12 protein-coding genes are annotated in these 15,837 nt (G+C 61.9%); 6 read left to right on the forward strand and 6 right to left on the reverse strand.

What is annotated here, in order from left to right:
- Positions 1-25: 25 nt before the first annotated feature.
- Together AC13EY_RS03570 and AC13EY_RS03575 are read right to left on the reverse strand one after the other, a co-directional pair.
- Positions 26-973 (reverse strand): triacylglycerol lipase, encoded by a 948-nt coding sequence (locus tag AC13EY_RS03570; RefSeq protein WP_233048792.1) that lies wholly within the window; start codon positions 971-973, stop codon positions 26-28.
- A 220-nt stretch (positions 974-1,193) separates the two neighbouring features.
- Positions 1,194-2,282, reverse strand: coding sequence for a transporter substrate-binding domain-containing protein (locus AC13EY_RS03575; protein ID WP_233048793.1), 1,089 nt, complete (start codon positions 2,280-2,282; stop codon positions 1,194-1,196).
- Between the two features lie 154 nt (positions 2,283-2,436).
- Between AC13EY_RS03575 and AC13EY_RS03580 the strand changes: the two genes are divergently transcribed.
- Both AC13EY_RS03580 and AC13EY_RS03585 read left to right on the forward strand, forming a co-directional pair.
- Positions 2,437-2,907, forward strand: coding sequence for an NfeD family protein (locus AC13EY_RS03580; protein WP_088276242.1), 471 nt, complete (start codon positions 2,437-2,439; stop codon positions 2,905-2,907).
- A 26-nt stretch (positions 2,908-2,933) separates the two neighbouring features.
- Positions 2,934-3,854 (forward strand): SPFH domain-containing protein, encoded by a 921-nt coding sequence (locus tag AC13EY_RS03585; RefSeq protein ID WP_233048794.1) that lies wholly within the window; start codon positions 2,934-2,936, stop codon positions 3,852-3,854.
- 436 nt (positions 3,855-4,290) lie between these two features.
- Here AC13EY_RS03585 and AC13EY_RS03590 read toward each other — a convergent pair whose 3' ends face one another.
- The 3 genes from AC13EY_RS03590 to AC13EY_RS03600 form a co-directional block, all read right to left on the reverse strand.
- Positions 4,291-7,407 (reverse strand): efflux RND transporter permease subunit, encoded by a 3,117-nt coding sequence (locus tag AC13EY_RS03590; RefSeq protein ID WP_233048795.1) that lies wholly within the window; start codon positions 7,405-7,407, stop codon positions 4,291-4,293.
- On the reverse strand, positions 7,404-8,648 hold the full coding sequence (locus AC13EY_RS03595; RefSeq protein WP_233048796.1) for an efflux RND transporter periplasmic adaptor subunit: 1,245 nt from the start codon (positions 8,646-8,648) through the stop codon (positions 7,404-7,406). Before AC13EY_RS03595 ends, AC13EY_RS03590 begins: the two co-directional genes overlap by 4 nt.
- A 114-nt stretch (positions 8,649-8,762) precedes the next feature.
- Positions 8,763-9,854, reverse strand: coding sequence for a methyl-accepting chemotaxis protein (locus tag AC13EY_RS03600; protein WP_233048797.1), 1,092 nt, complete (start codon positions 9,852-9,854; stop codon positions 8,763-8,765).
- Positions 9,855-10,141: 287 nt separating this feature from the next.
- Between AC13EY_RS03600 and AC13EY_RS03605 the strand changes: the two genes are divergently transcribed.
- The gene (locus AC13EY_RS03605) at positions 10,142-11,839 is read left to right on the forward strand and encodes a long-chain-fatty-acid--CoA ligase (protein WP_233048798.1); all 1,698 of its coding nucleotides are present in this window, start codon (positions 10,142-10,144) and stop codon (positions 11,837-11,839) included.
- A 15-nt stretch (positions 11,840-11,854) separates the two neighbouring features.
- On the opposite strand, the gene AC13EY_RS03610 is transcribed toward AC13EY_RS03605, so the two are convergent.
- Positions 11,855-13,477: a methyl-accepting chemotaxis protein gene (locus AC13EY_RS03610; RefSeq protein ID WP_233048799.1), complete on the reverse strand. Its 1,623-nt coding sequence runs from the start codon at positions 13,475-13,477 to the stop codon at positions 11,855-11,857.
- Between the two features lie 185 nt (positions 13,478-13,662).
- On the opposite strand from AC13EY_RS03610, the gene AC13EY_RS03615 reads away from it, so the two are divergent.
- The 3 genes from AC13EY_RS03615 to AC13EY_RS03625 form a co-directional block, all read left to right on the forward strand.
- Positions 13,663-14,634 (forward strand): calcium/sodium antiporter, encoded by a 972-nt coding sequence (locus AC13EY_RS03615; protein ID WP_228245708.1) that lies wholly within the window; start codon positions 13,663-13,665, stop codon positions 14,632-14,634.
- Positions 14,635-14,729: 95 nt separating this feature from the next.
- Complete coding sequence (locus AC13EY_RS03620; protein WP_228245709.1) at positions 14,730-15,443, forward strand: VC0807 family protein; 714 nt, start codon at positions 14,730-14,732, stop codon at positions 15,441-15,443.
- Between the two features lie 70 nt (positions 15,444-15,513).
- A partial coding sequence (locus tag AC13EY_RS03625) for a transposase (protein ID WP_482890397.1) occupies positions 15,514-15,837 on the forward strand: 324 nt, incomplete at its 3' end.

Below are 15,837 nucleotides of genomic sequence, written 5' to 3' on the forward strand. Positions count from 1 at the left end.
GCCGCGAAGCTGGCGGCCCGTGTACTTACAGGCCGGCGTTTTTCAGGCGATTGGCCTGCTGGCGGTAGACTGTGACCGGATCGGTTTCGAACAGGCTGGTGAGCCCCAGGGTCTGGTTGACCTCGTCGAGGTGGTTCATGCGGTAGTTGTCGCGAATCACCATGCCCAGGTGCGAGCTGCAGCGGCCGACCAGACCGTCGTTGGCTTCACCGCCGAAGGTCAGCGACGAGGCGCCGAGCAGCAGATCGGACACATCCAGCGCGTTGGTCAGCGGGCGGGTGCCACTCCAGGAGTAGTAGCGCACATTATTTACCACATAGGCGCCCTCGCCACAGGCGGTGGTGGGCAGGCCCTGCGGGAACCTGGCATTGAAGCGCGCGGCGCCCTCGCTGTTCAGCGACTCCAGCGAGCCGAGCGCATTCTGCTGGCTGTCGGAGCTGCTGCCGGACAGGAAGTTGATCAGTGCGCCGAGGCCGTTGACGATGCCCGCCAAAAGGGCCTCGCCGCCTGAGCCTTCCGGCACCTGGCGCAGGAAGTCGGCGGTGGCGGACCCCTTGTGTGGAGCGCCAACGCTGGTCACCGAAGCGACCAGATCCGGCCGTACCGCCGCGACGTAGCGCACGGTCGGGCCGCCGTGGCTGTGGCCGATCAGGTTCACCCGTCCCTTGCCGCTGATGGCAACGATTTCCTCGACCTGCTCGAGCAATTGCTCGCCGCGGGCCTCGGAGGTGTCCAGTTGGCTGACTTCGGTAACGTAGACGGTGGCGCCATCCTTGCGTAGGGCACTGGGGATGCCGTACCAGTAATCGACGCCAAGCAGGCTGTCGAAGCCAAGCATGCCGTGGGTCAGCACGATGGGATATTTGGTTTTGGTGTAGCCGGAGGAACCAAACCAGAAGGCATGGGCCTGGGTGCTGACGCCGAACGCGGCGATCAGCCCGCAGGCAAGACTCAGTCGGGTCTTGCGCGACATGACGAAACTCCTTGTTGTTGTGCTTGTTTTGTATCGTCTTGAGGCACTTTTTCCAGTGCCTGGGCGCTGAGCATAGCCAGCCTCGGCAAGGCTGAGTAGCGACTGATCGGCAGAACGGCAGCGCACCGGCATTGCAGGAAAATGACCGGCGGGTCATTGGCTCTGCGACGGGGCCATTCAGCTTGTTAATCCGATGAACGGCAATTCAGGACTTGGCTCGCTATAGCTGTTCGCCGAGGTAGGCGCGCTGAATCAGCCGCCAGTCGGCGGACTCGGTCAGCCGCAGCACTGCCTCGTTCAGCGGTTCGCGCAGGCGACTGCCAGCAGGCATGGCCAGCGCGTAAAGCTGCTGATCAAATACGCCGGGCAGCAGCTCCAGCCGCTCTCGCCCGAGCTGCTGATTGCGGTACTGCATCAGGGGGCGGTCGTAGACCACGGCGTCGGTCTCGCCTGCGGTGACCGACTGCATGGCACCGGTGAGATCCGGATAGGCGCGTGAAACGATGCGCTGCTCGTCGAGATAACGGGCGCTCGCGGTGCCTGCGATGGTCGCCACCGTGCTGCCGGGCAAATCCTGTGGCCCGCGTATCTGGTATTGCAGATTGCTGACGGTCAGCGCACTGGTGATCGCCGCAGTAAAGCTGGCGACCATGATCAGGCCGGCAAACATCCAGATCAGTGCAACCAGCCGGCCGGCAAAGGTGACCGGTGCCTTGTCGCCGTAGCCAACGGTGGTCATGGTCACCGCTGCCCACCAGAAACTGGCGCCGATGCCTTCGGTTGCACTGCCGCCGAACTGCTCGGGGTTGCGACGGCGCTCGAACAGCCAGAGCAGGGTGCCTGCCGCGAGCAGCAGCAGGGCCAGACCGCCGACGACACTGAGGAAACCCCAGCTGAACAGCGCTCGCAGGCTTTGCAGCAGACCTGATTTGGGCGCGCGTGCGACAGCGATGGACAGACCGGTCTGATAGAACGGGTGGCTGAAATCGAAGCGTTGTTCGCGCTCGGAGGTCATGGTCAGCGCACCCACGGCGATATCGATCTCACCGCTTTCGACCGCCTGCAGCAGGTCGGTAAAGCCCATTGGCCGAAACTCGAACGCCCACCCCTTCTGCTCGGCAATGCTGCGCCAGAGGTCGATGCTGATCCCCTCCCAGCCGCCCTTGCCATCGGCGATGACAAAGGGCGGGACCTCGGTAATTCCGACCCTGAGCGGTGGCTGGCTGGTGCTGCCGGTCTCGGTGGCGCCGGCCAGCGGGGCGAGCAGCAGCAGACAAAATAGCAGGCGGGTAATCAGGCGATCGGTCATGCGTAACTCCCTGTTGATGATGTCTTCAGGGTACCAGACTGAAATCAGGGTGCCAGTTTGCCTACCCGGTAACGCTCCGGCGTTTTTCCCGGGGCGTGCGATCTGTCCATCTGGTAGTCTTCCTGCAGTCTGAACAAAAGAGCAGGGAGTGCAGATGTTGACGGGTTATCTGGAAAGTTACGCGTTCTGGTTGTTGCTGGGCCTGCTGTTGCTGGCCTCGGAGTTTTTCATCCCCGGTTTGATTGCGGCCTTCTTTGGCCTTGGGGCACTGCTGGTCGGGCTGTTGACGTTGCTTGGCCTGATCGATTCGCTGCCTGCTCAGGTGACGGTATTTTCGCTGTCGAGCATATTGGCGCTTTGGCTGCTGCGCCGCCGCTTCCAGCGCTGGCTACGTGGCAGCGAAGTCGATCTGGCCGCCAGGGATCAGGACGACGCAGGTCTGCTGGGCATGCGCGTGCGTGTGCTGACCGACTTTGTTGATGGCGTCGGTCACGTGCAGCTTAACGGAGCCAAATGGGATGCGGAGTCGTCTGACCCGCTCAAGAGCGGCGAGTCGGCCTGGGTGACGGATCATGCGGGCATCGTCCTGCGGGTCAGTGCGTCCCATCCCGACAACAATAAATGATCTTTTCGGACCAAGGAGCTTTTCATATGGAAATCGCAACAATGCTGTCACTCGGGTTTCTGGTGCTGGTCATCATTACCCTCACCAAAACCGCCCGCATCGTGCCGCAGCGTTCGGCCTTTATCGTCGAGCGGCTGGGCAAGTACGCCAAGACCCTCGAAGCGGGCTTTCATATCCTGATCCCGTTTATCGACCGGGTGGCCTACAAGCATACGCTCAAGGAAGAGGCGATAAACGTGCCGAGCCAGGCCTGTGTGACCAAGGACAACATTCAGGTGGTAGTCGACGGCGTGATCTACCTGCAGGTGGTTGATCCCAAGCTGGCCAGCTACGGCATCAATGACTACCGCTACGCCTCCATTCAACTGGCGCAGACTACTCTGCGTTCGGTAGTCGGCAAGATTGACCTGGACAAGACGTTTGAAGAGCGTGAAACCATCAACGTCCAGGTGGTTGAGGCACTGGATGAAGCCGCCAAGCCCTGGGGCGTGAAAGTGCTGCGCTACGAAATTGCCGATATCGAGCTGCCGGCAACCATTCTGGACGCGCTGGAGAAGCAAATGCGCGCCGAGCGGGAACGTCGCGCTGTCGTGGCCCAGTCCGAAGGCGAGCGAGAAGCCAAGATCAACATTTCCGAAGGTCAGAAGCAGGAAACCATCAACCTGTCCGAAGCCGACAAGATGCGTCAGATCAACGAAGCCGAAGGTAAGGCCCGCGAGATCGAGCTGATCGCGACCGCTACCGCCGAAGGTCTGCGTCGCGTTGCCGAGGCGATCAACACCCAGGGTGGCCAGGAGGCCGTTTCGCTGCGGGTTGCCGAACAGTATGTGAAGGAGTTCGGCAAGCTGGCGCAAACCAACAACACCATGATCCTGCCGGCCGAACTGAGCAATATCGGCTCGGCCGTCGCAGCGATCACCAAGACGCTGGAAGCGGCTCGCAAGTAAGCCGCAAGCGGCTTAGCTGCAAGCGACAAGCTACAAGCTACAAGCTACAAGCTACAAGCTACAAGCTACAAGTTTGAAGCCTGAAGCCTGAAGCTCGAAGAGAAAACCGTGCGGCGTGAGTCGCGCGGTTTTTTTTCGGCCTCACGGTAGGGCAAGGTTTGATCGTTCCCACGCCCTGCGTCCGGCTGCTGGAAAGCTGCAGCGGACGCGACATGTCGCGTGCCTACAGTTGGGTGCTGTTCATGTCATGCCAACGCGAAGCACTTGGCAACGGTCCTTCTCTTAATCCAGCCACCCGCGCAAGCTCCTGGCTTCCAGCTTCCAGCTTCCAGCTTCCAGCTTCCAGCTTCCAGCCCCAAAAAACAAACCCGGCACCAAGGCCGGGTTTGCTTGCAGCTTATAGCTTGAGGCTTGCAGCTGGCGGTCGCCCAGGCCGCTAGGCCGGCCGGGCTCGCCGCGCTTTCCACCCCTCCAGCAGCGACAGCAGCGCCGGCACCACCAGCAGCACCAGCAGGGTCGAGAAGCCGAGGCCGAAGGCGATGGAGGTGGCCATCGGAATCAGGAACTGGGCCTGCAGCGAGGTCTCGAACAGCAGCGGCAGCAGGCCGCCGATGGTGGTCAGCGAGGTCAGCAGCACTGCGCGCAGACGCTGCACGACGGCCTCGTTGAGCGCATCGTTCACCTCCAGCCCGCGTTTGCGCTGGTCCTGGTAGAAGCTGACCAGGATGATCGAGTTGTTGACCACGATACCGGACAGGCCGAACAGACCAAACAGCGACAGGATGGTCAGGTTCAAGCCCATGACCCAGTGACCCAGCAGTGCGCCGACCAGCGCCAGCGGGATAACCGACATGACGATCAGCGGTGTACTCCAGGAGGAAAATACCCAGACCAGCACCGCGTACATCAGCAGCAGGCCGATGATCAGGCCGTCGCGCATGTCGGCGAGGGTTTCCTGCTGATCGACCGAGCGCCCTTCGAAGCTGTAGCGCACGTTATATCGGCTGGCCAGCGCTGGCAGTTCCAGCTCGGCTGCCTTGAGAACAACGCCGGCAGTGGTCTGGCTGCTGTCGATATCCGCAGTAACGTCGGTTGCCAGCTGGGCATCGGCATGACGCAGCGCCGAGAAGCCCTGATTACTGGTGAAGGTGATGACCTGGCGCAGCGGCACGAAGCGGCCGTCATCCAGACGAATGCTGAGATCACTCAGGCTGGCAAGGCTTTCCCGTTCTGCGCGGGGCAGTTGAACCCGGACTTCGATCTCGTCGCGCTTGTCCTGGTAGATCTGCGCCAGTCGACCGTCATAGGCCGCACGCAGTTGCGTACCGACGCTTTCGATGCTGAGCCCCAGTGCCTGACCGTAGGGCGTCAGGCTGTAGACCAGTTGCTCACGCCCCCAGCTCATGTCGTCCTCGGTGCTGACGACCCCTTCGATGCCGGAAAGCAGTACCGACAGGGCATCAGCAGCATCCTTGAGCTGCTGCGGGTCGGAGCCGGTCAGGCGGATATCCACGTCCTTGCCGGGTGGGCCACTTTGCTGTTCGGTGATGCTGATTCGGTCGATTCCCGGCGGGCGCTGAATGCGCTGTTGCCATTCACGGATAAAGGTCTTGTTACGTACCTCCCGGTGGTCGGGTGACACCAGCTCGACCATCAGCGAACCAAGGTTGTCGCCCTGACGGGCGACCCCGTTATCGCCCAGCACTTCTCCCTCGCGGGTCAGCGCGGTGAGAATCAGATCGCCACCCAGCGCCTGCTCGGTTTCGTTCAGGCTCTGTTCCAGCTCGCGCATGAACGCGACCATGCTGTCGCGTGGCGTGCCAGCGACGAAGCTGACATTGGCATATACCACCTGGGGTTCGGGGGTCGGGAAGAAACTGAAGCCGATACGGCCGCTGCTCAGCAGGCCGATGGTAATGATGACGCTGACCAATGCGCAGGCCAGGGTAGTACCGCGGTGGGCCAGCGCCGCCTTTGACAGCTGACGAAAACGGCCGTCGCGCAGGCGGTTGAAGGCACTGTCAAAGCGGCCTCGGACGGCATCCAGACGATTGCCGATTGCGCCCAGTGCGCCGCCGCGCGGTTTGCTCGGACGGAAGGCCTCGCGCAGGTGGTGCGGCAGCACAACGAAACATTCGAGCAACGAGGCGATCAGTACGCAGATCATGACAATCGGGATATCGCCGAGGATATTGCCGAAGATGCCTCCGACCATCAGCAGCGGCATGAAGGCGGCGATGGTCGTCAGTGAGGAGGCAACCACCGGCCAGAACATGCGCTTGGCGGCGCCTTCGGAAGCACGCTCGGAGGCCTCGCCGCTGCGGTGATGGGCGTCGGCGTCTTCGCCTACCACAATGGCGTCGTCGACGATCACCCCAAGTGCCATGATCAGCGCGAACAGCGAGATCATGTTGATCGAGCCGCCAATCATCCAGAACACCCCCAGGGCGGCGAGAAAGGCGGTGGGAATACCGACCGCCACCCACAGCGCGACCCGAGCCGGCAGGAACAGGTAGAGCAGGATGAGAACCAGCACCAGACCGCTCAGACCGTTGTTCACCAGCAGGCGAATGCGGTCATCGATCAGTTGCCAGGCCTGGTCATAAACGTGAATTTTCAGCTGCGGAGGCAGGGTTGGGCGGATTTCCTCCAGCCAGTCATTGAGGATTTTCGCCGACTCAAGCGAGTCGCCGTCCTCGCTGCGCTCCAGTTGCAGCTCCACGGCGGGCTGGCCGTCGTAACGCAGCAGCACCTGGTTGCGCCTCGGCTCCTGGCGAATGTCGGCGATGTCGCCGAGGCGCAGGTGGCTGTCACCCTCAGGTTGCAGGGCGATGCTGCCGAAAGCCTGGGGATCGCGGCGCTGCTCGATGGCGCGCAGCTCGCGGGCCGAATCCTGTTCGCCGGCCTGGCCTGCCGGCAGATCCCGTGACTCGGCGTTGATACGTGCCGCAAGCTGGTCCAGCGACATGCCCAGTCGGCGCAGCTCGGCATTGGGTACCTCAATGCTGATCTGCTGCTCGGGCACACCGTTGATGACAATGCGGTCGATGCCCTTGTTCAGCAGATCGTCTTCCATGCGGTTGGCGATGGTGCGCAGCTCGTGGGGTTCGAACGGGCCGTAGAGCAGCAGGTTGGCAATCGGATCGTAGCGGGCAACCCGCACCACCTCCGGCTTTTCTGCCGCCGCCGGCAGGTTGCGGAATTCATCCACCTGCTGACGCGCGTCATCGAGCGCGACGATCGGGTCGGTGCCCTCGCGGAATTCCAGGGTGATGCTGGATACACCCTGGGCCGAGGTTGAAGTCATGTTCTTGAGGTTCTGGATGCTGCGCAGGCGCTGCTCCAGCGGGATGGTGATCGCCTGCTCGACGTCTTCCGCCGCGGCGCCATTCCAGACCACCCGGACGGTAACGAAATCAAGGGCGAAGGTCGGGAAGAACTGGATGTTCATGCGCGACAGGCCGATCACTCCGCCCATCAGCATGACCAGCATCAGCAGGTTGGCGGCAACCTTGTGACGAACAAAGAAGCCCAGCGGTCCGGTGTTGCTCATTGTGCCGGCTCCGCCGCGGCTTCACCGGTATCTACCTTCAGACCGGTCATGGCATTGGGCAGATGGGTAGTCACAATCGGCATACCGCTTTCCAGCGCGCTGGAGCGCACCAGTACCCGGCGGTTACCCTGCTCGTCCAGGGTTTCGCCGACACGTTCGACGGCGATCGCCTTGAGTCGGCTGTCCTCGACGGTGTACAGGGTGTTGTTACCGTACAGGGCGCTGTAGGGCAGGGCGACGCTGTTGTCGTGGGCCGGCCGGGCGACACTGATGGCCAGCAGGGTGCCAAGGCGTAATTCCGGGCGCGGATTGGTGACGGTGAAGATGGCTTCAATGCCGCGTGCGTCAGCCTTGCCGGCGATGCGGGCAAGGGTCAGCTTGATCTCGGGCGTGCTGTCGAGACTGTGACCATCCAGCGTCTGGCCCTGGCTCAACGCGTTGATAAAGTCCTGGCTGTGAATCTGCGGGACCAGCGCGCGCAGCTCCAGGCCTTCCAGCGGATAGAAATCGAGCAGCGGCGCGTTGGCGTTGACCTGATCGCCGACGGCGACCTGAACTGCCCCGACGACCCCGTCGAACGGGGCGACAAAACGGCTGCGCTCGGCATCGCGCTGGATGCTGTCGAGCGCCGCACTGGCGCGCTCAACGCGTGCCTGCTGGGCAGCCAGACGCGAGGCGTAGGTGGACAGACTGCGCTGGCGGTTGGCAACCGTCAGGGCGGCGCGATCCAGTGCATCCTGGGCGTTGTCGACCTCGACCGCAGGCACCATCTCGCGGGCTACCAGTTGCTGCATGCGCTCAAGCGTCTTGCGGGCGTTGGCTTCCAGCCGCTGCTCCATGCGCAGGGCCTGCTGGTCGGCCTGATGTGCCAGCTTTTCACTGTCCAGCTGCGCCCTGGCGTCGGCCAGTTCGGCTCTGGCCTGCTCGATCCGTGGCGTGATGTCGGCCTCGTCCAGCGCCACTACCAGCTCGCCGGCCTTGATATGACTGCCATCGCTGGCAGGAAGCGCGGCGATACGGCCTGCCAGCGGTGCGACCACGGTAAAGCGACGTGGTGATTCCAGCTGGCCGTACAGGGTCAGGCGGGGCTGGAAGGCGTCAGGTGCAATGGCTTCGGTCGCAACCCGCCAGGCGCGCTCCTGGGTGCCCAGCGGCTCGGGTTGATCACGGGTGACGCGCAGCAGGATGAAAATGATGATTCCGACGACAACGATCAACAGCGGTGTGAGACGTTTACGCATTCCTTCTCTCTTGTTCTTTCCTGCGGGCGTAAGGGTCTCTCTGTATAGCGTGTGACGGCGATGGTCGCAATAGCGCTGAGTGTCGCGGCAGTGTCCTTGCGGACACTGCGCAGATCAGTGACTGCTGCCGATCTCCCGCTCGAGGCGGTCGAGCTGCTGGGCGACCTGGACACTGGCCTGTTCCATGTCCAGCAGCAGCCGGTGCAGCCTGTCATTGTCACCCTTGAGAGCGGCGTCGCGCGCCTGCAGACCGCATTCATGTACCTGGCGATGCACATTTTCCAGCTGACGATATGCCGGCAGGTGGCTGTACAGGTCAGCTCCCTGGCCACGGTAATACCATTGCCCCAGGCGGCATTCGTGGTGATCGGTGAGTGATTGGCTCAGGTTGCCGGCGGCGATGCGCTGGTACAGATCCATCTTCCAGACCACATGATCGAGCTTTACGGTCGACAGAAAGCTGCGCGTGGCAGAGCTGTTGATCACCTGCTTCATCCGGTCGGCATGGTCGATGACCTGATGGGTTACCTGATCAATCTGCTGGGCAGAGGCGGCGATTTCCAGGCTGCTCTGCATGGATTCCTCAGCCATGCCGGACAGGGTCTGGCTCTTTTCCATTACCTGGGTTACCAGAACCTCAATGTTTTCGCTGGCGTGCTGGGCCTTCTCGGCGAGACTGCGTACCTCATCGGCTACCACGGCAAAGCCGCGACCCACTTCGCCGGCTCGTGCTGCCTCAATGGCCGCATTCAGGGCCAGCAGGCTGGTCTGTTTGGAGATGTCCTGGATGACGGCAATGAAGGCACGAATGCGGCCGGCGGTTTCGTCAAGGCTGCTGGCAGACTCGGCATTGCGTTCGGCATGGTTGCCCACCGTGTCGGAGCGTGACTGCAGGCTGCGCACCGCCTGCTGGGTCTGGGCGAAGATCTCGCTCAGCGCGGTCAGGGTCTGTTGCTCATCCATCAGGCGGCTCGCCGCGCCGGCCACCGATTCGCGCACATCCTGGACCAGATGATCTCCCATTTCCCGGCAACCGAGCAGCTTCTGGGACAGGGTCTGCTCGCTCTCGGCAATGCCGATACGCGCATCGAACTGCCGTTGTCGTTCGTCCAGTTGTGCCGTCAGTGTGCCGAGTTGCTCCTGCAGTTGCCGGTTCAGTTCTTGGGATTGTTGCAGCTCTGCGCGCAATTGACGGCTTTTGAACACGTTTTGCTCCTGGATGGGCAGGGAGGGGTATAGGGACGATACTGTTATCGGGCCGACTCGGACTTGCTATCGGCCGAGTAACATCAAACTGTAATGATGCGTTGATTCGACTGGCAGATTATTGATTTGCGGCAGGATTTGCCTTGTCGCTCAGCGTTGGCAGCGGCTATGGCCCGACATATCCGCAGTCGATCAAGCTTCACCGGAGCACGGCACAGCGACTAGGGTTGGGAAAACAAAAAGCGCCCCGCGCCAAAGCCGCCCGGGCAGACAATGGAGAGCATGCTGTGGACACCGAATTGCGCTGGTTGAAGTCGTATCCGTCGGACGTGAATTGGGAGCTTGCCTATACCCCGGAGGCCATTCCGGCGTTGCTGGACGCGGCCGTCACCGAGTTCCCCGATAATCCGGCAATCGACTTCCTTGGCCACAAGCTTACCTACAGCGAACTCGACGCGCTGGTCTCCCGCGCGGCCTGTGGTCTGCAGAAACTGGGTGTTGGCCCCGGCGTCCATGTGGGGCTGTATCTGCCCAACTGCCCGCATTACTTCATCGGTTTTCTGGGTGTGCTGCGCGCCGGCGGGACGGTGGTGAACTATTCACCGCTGGATGCTGAACGCACCCTCGAGCACAAGATCGAGGACAGTCAGACCGACATCATGCTGACGCTGGATCTGGAGGCCTTTTACCCGCGTATGGCGAGCCTGATGACGCGCACTCGGCTGCGTCAGCTGGTCGTGGGCAGTCTGGTCGAGTTCTGTGGTGAGGTCAGCGACGAGCAGCGCCATCTGCTTGGCAAACCGGCGATGGTGGCCTGGGGCGATCAGTGCTGCAGTTTTGCCGAGCTGCTGGACAATGCCGGCGATTATCGGGAGCACCTGCTGGCCGATCCGGCCAACACGCTGGCTGTGCTGCAATATACCGGCGGCACCACCGGCGTCCCCAAGGGGGCGATGCTGACCCACGGCAATATCACGGCCTCCTGTGCCCAGCTGCGCGAGGTGTTGCGTTCGGCGATCGTGCCCGGGCAGGAGCGGGTGCTGGCAGTGCTGCCGCCGTTCCACATCTACGCGTTGATGGTGAATATGATCTTTGGCCTGCGTGCTGCCGCCGAGATCTACCTGCACCCGCGTTTTGACGTGCTGACGGTACTGCGCGAGATCAGTCAGAGCCGCATTACCACCTTCCCGGGCGTGCCGACCATGTTCATCGGTCTGCTCAGCCATCCTGAGACCGACAAGCACGACCTGTCGTCGCTGAAAATGTCCAACTCCGGTGGCGCGCCGTTGCCGGTCGAGGTCCAGCAGCAGTACTTCTCCCGTTCCGGTTGCGCCCTGCGTGAGGGCTGGGGGATGACCGAAACCACCACCAGCGGCACCTTTACCCCGCGCGACGCCCAGCCGCGCCCCGGGTCATGCGGTGTGCCGGTGCCGGGCACGCAGATTCGCATCCTGCCGCTCGACGGCGGCGAAACCGAGCTGCCGATCGGCGAGCGTGGCGAGGTCTGCATCAAGGGGCCGAATATTACCGCAGGCTACTGGAAGCGCCCGGACGCGACGGCAGAGGCAATGACTGCAGACGGCTTCCTGCGTACCGGTGATGTGGGCTACATGGACGAGGATGGTTACGTCTACATCGTCGATCGTACCAAGGACATGATCCTGTGCAGCGGCTACAACGTCTATCCGCGGGTGATCGAAGAGGCCATCTACGAGTACCCGGGCGTTGAGGAGGTATCGGTCATCGGGGTCGATGACCCCTATCGCGGGCAGGCGCCGAAAGCCTTTATCAAGCTGCGTGCCGGCGTCGAGCCCTTCGACTTCGAAACCCTGCAGGCGTTTCTCGCTTCGCGTCTTGGCAAGCATGAACGTCTGAGCGCGATGGAAATTCGCGCGGAGCTGCCGAAGACGCCGGTGGGCAAATTGTCGAAGAAGGAGCTCTACGAAGAGGAGCGCCAGCGGCAGGCCGCCCCGGCGACGGCCTGATCGCGATGCCCTGACTCAGGCGGAGAGCCGCTGGGTCAGGGTGCTCAACTCCCCGGACAACTCATGCAGGGACTGGCTGGCGCGAGCGGTGTTGTCGACTTCGCTCTGGTTGGCTGCGGCAATATCGGTGATCTCGGTGATGTTGCGGGTAATGTCCTCGGCAACGCTGGTCTGTTCGTCGGCTGCGGTTGATATCTGTCGGTTCATGTCGCGGATCGACTCGATCGCGACGGTGATCTGGGTCAGGCGCTCACCCGCCAGGTTGACCTGTTGCATGCTCGACTCGCTGCGGGTCTGACCGATGGCGATGGCCTTGACCGCTGCGTCGGCCCCGGACTGCACATCATTGATGATCTGCTGAATTTCAGCGGTTGATTCTGCGGTGCGCTTGGCCAGCGTGCGGACTTCGTCGGCGACGACAGCAAAGCCGCGTCCGGCCTCACCGGCGCGTGCCGCTTCGATGGCCGCGTTCAGGGCGAGCAGGTTGGTCTGCTCGGCGATCCCCTGAATCACATCCAGTACCTTGCCGATGCGATTGCTGTCTCCTTCCAGGCGCCGGATAACCTCGGTGGTCTGGGTGATCTGTGCCAGCATGTCCTGCATCGCCTGGATCGTGTGCTGCATGACCCGGCCGCCTTCCTGAGCATTGCTGTCGGCATCGTCTGCGGCGCGGGCAGCCTCGGCGGCATGCTGCGCAACCTGCATGGAGGCTGCAGACATTTCCTGCATGGCGGTGGCTACCTGGTCCGTGCGCGAGAACTGCTCTCGGCTGCCATGGGCCATGCGGGTAGCGATGGTGTTCAGCTCTCCGCTGGCGCGATCCAGCTCACTGGTACTGCGCTGCAGCTGGCTGAAGGTGTCTTCCAGGAAGCTGCGCAGCTGGTTGGCCGCCCGGGCGAGGGTGCCCAGCTCGTCGTCCCGACGCAGGGTGATGGGCTTGCCAAGTCGGCCCTGGCTCAGCTGTTCAACCTGCTCGATCAGCTGGGTTATCGGGCTGACCAGGCGCCGGTTTACCAGCCACAGGCTGAGTACGCCGATCACCACTGCTGCGATGACCAGTATTGCAAGCCCGATCCAGACGGTGGTCGCAGCGGTTGCGTTGATCTCGTTGCCTTGTTGCTGTGCGGCTCCGTTCAGCTGGCTGGACAGCTGGTTCATGTGCTCGCTGACCTGACGGTCGATTCCGCGCGCAGCCTTGTCGCCTGCGGTCGGCTCCATTCCCGCGGCCTCGTAGGCTTGCAGACTGTCGCGATAGCGTGAACCCAGCTGGCGGTGCTCTTCAGCCAGCGCGCGCACCTCCGCCAGTGTCTGCGGCTCCAGCTCAAGGGTGCCTATCTGCTGCAGGGTGGCCTGTACTGCCTGTTCTGATGCCTCAAACTGGCTCCAGTACTTCTCCCGATCAGCCGGTGCTGCGCCGCGCAGCAATACGTTCTTCCACTCCTGCACCTGGGTCTTGAATTCCAGGTTGGCGCGATTGATCAGTGTGGCGCTGGCCAGCGGGCTGGCCAGCAGGTTGCGATAGCTGTTGACGCTTCCAGACAGGGTCAGCGTGATAATGAGTGCAACCAGCAGCATGAGCGCCAGGCTGCCGGTCATGAGTGTGAGGGTTTGCAGTCGCAAGGAGCGGTTTATAGCCATGTGAACACCTGTCGTCAGGGTTGTCGGGCGGTCCTTCACCTCGGGAAAAAGCGATTGTTCAGTGTATCGACCGTTGCGCGCAGAGCTGAATTTTTTTGTAACGGCTGCTGCTGCCTGCCACTGTCTACACTGTTCACTTTCATTGATAATGGCCGCTAATTTGAGTCTGGCACAGGAATTTGATGATGTTATTGGCATTGGCCGCGGTTGTAGTGGGACTGGCGCTTCTGGTCTGGAGCGCAGATCGCTTCGTTGATGGTGCGTCGGCGACCGCCAGTCATGCGGGCATGCCGCCGCTGCTGATCGGCATGCTGATCATCGGCTTCGGCACCTCGGCGCCCGAGATGGTGGTGTCTGCGCTGGCCGCCGGCCAGGGCAATCCGGGGCTGGCACTGGGTAACGCCTATGGCTCAAACATCACCAATATTGCGCTGATCATCGGTCTTGTTGCGGTGATCAGCCCGATCAAGGTGCATTCGCAGGTGATTCGCAAGGAGTTGCCGATTCTGCTCGGCATCACCCTTCTGGCGGGCTACCAGCTGCTTGACGGGCAGCTTTCGCGCAACGACGCCTGGGTGCTGATCGGGGTGTTTTTTGTGTTGATGGGCTGGTCCATCGTTCAAGGCCTGCGCGGCAAGGATGATGCCTTGTCCGGTGAGTACGCCGAGGAGGTAGCTGCCCACGCAATGCCGCTACCCAAAGCCCTGTTCTGGCTGGTGCTGGGTCTGGTACTGCTGATCGTCAGTTCCCGCGTGCTGGTATGGGGCGCAGTGTTTATTGCCGAAAGCCTGGGTGTGAGTGACCTGGTCATCGGGCTGACCATTGTCGCCATCGGCACGTCGCTGCCGGAGCTGGCCTCCTCGCTGGCCGCCATTCGCCGCAACGAGCATGACCTTGCGCTGGGCAATGTGATCGGCTCCGGCCTGTTCAATACCCTTGCCGTGGTGGGCATCGCCGCCGGCATCGCGCCGCTGGCAGTCGACCCGGTCGTTCTGCAGCGCGACTGGGTAATCATGTTCGTATTGACCGCGGTTTTGCTATTTATGGGCATCGGGCGGTTCGGCAAGCAGGGCGAGGTGACTCGCTTCAACGGTATCCTGTTGTTGGCAACCTACGTGGGCTATACCGGGTGGCTGGTCAGCACCATGCTGCGCTGACCGATTGGCGGTTGGGAGGTTCGTGTTGCTATGCGAGCCGCCCAGCCGGTGTATGATGGCCCATCTTCATTCCGCCAGAGACTTTCTGTTCCGCTATGTCTGACGCGAAAACCGCTCCTGCGCAGCATAAGCCGCGCCCGCTGATCGACCTGCTGGTCAGCATCCTCCTGCCCTCGATCATTCTCATGAAGCTCAGTGGCGACGACAACCTCGGCGCTACCAATGCGCTGCTGCTGGCCTTGGCTTTTCCGGTGGGCTGGGGGTTGTTCGAACTGGTGCAGTATCGCAAGTTCAACTTCATTGCCTTGCTGGGCGTGATCAGCGTGCTGCTGACCGGTGGCATCGGCGTGCTGCAACTTGATACCCGCTGGCTTGCGATCAAGGAAGCCGCGGTACCGGGTGTCATCGGCCTGGCCGTGCTGATTTCTACCCGCACGCGTTACCCGCTGATTCGTACCCTGCTGTACAACGAGAAGGTGATCAACGTCGCGCTGGTGCAGGAGCGCCTGCAGGAACGCGGTCTGGTCGACATCTTCAATCTGCGCCTGCTGCGCGCGACCTATTTTCTGGCCGGCACCTTCTTTTTCTCTTCGGCGATGAACTACATCGTCGCCAAATGGATCGTCGTCAGCCCGGCGGGTACCGAAGCCTTCAATGAAGAACTGGGGCAGATGACGCTGGTCAGCTATCCGATGATCGCGATTCCGTCGATGATCATGATGATGGCCATTCTGTTCTACCTCTGGCGCACCATCCACGGCCTGACCGGTCTGAGCATGGAAGAGATCATGGCGCAGCAAAAGGGCTAGCGAAGCTAGGTGGGCTAGGGCCTGTTAACGCTAATTAGCTTCAAGTCTCTCCATGTGTGATACTTCGCGCATGGAAATTACCCCCGAACAATTCTCGATCATTGAGCATTGCTTCCCGCCACAGCGGGGCAACGTAAGTCTGTCCAACCTGAACGTGTTGAACGCGATCGTCTATGTCGCTGAGCATGGCTGCAAGTGGCGCGGGTTGCCGAAGCGCTTTGGCAATTGGCACACCATCTACACCCGCATGAGACGCTGGTCGAGGTCGGGTGTGTTGGATCGGGTGTTCGCCCAGTTGCAGCAATCCCAAATTGTCCGGATCAAGATCGAGGCGGTGTCCCTGGATAGCACCAGCATCAAGGTGCATCCCGATGGCACTGGCGCTCGAAAAAAA

The organism is Halopseudomonas sp. L-58, assembly GCF_056859475.1.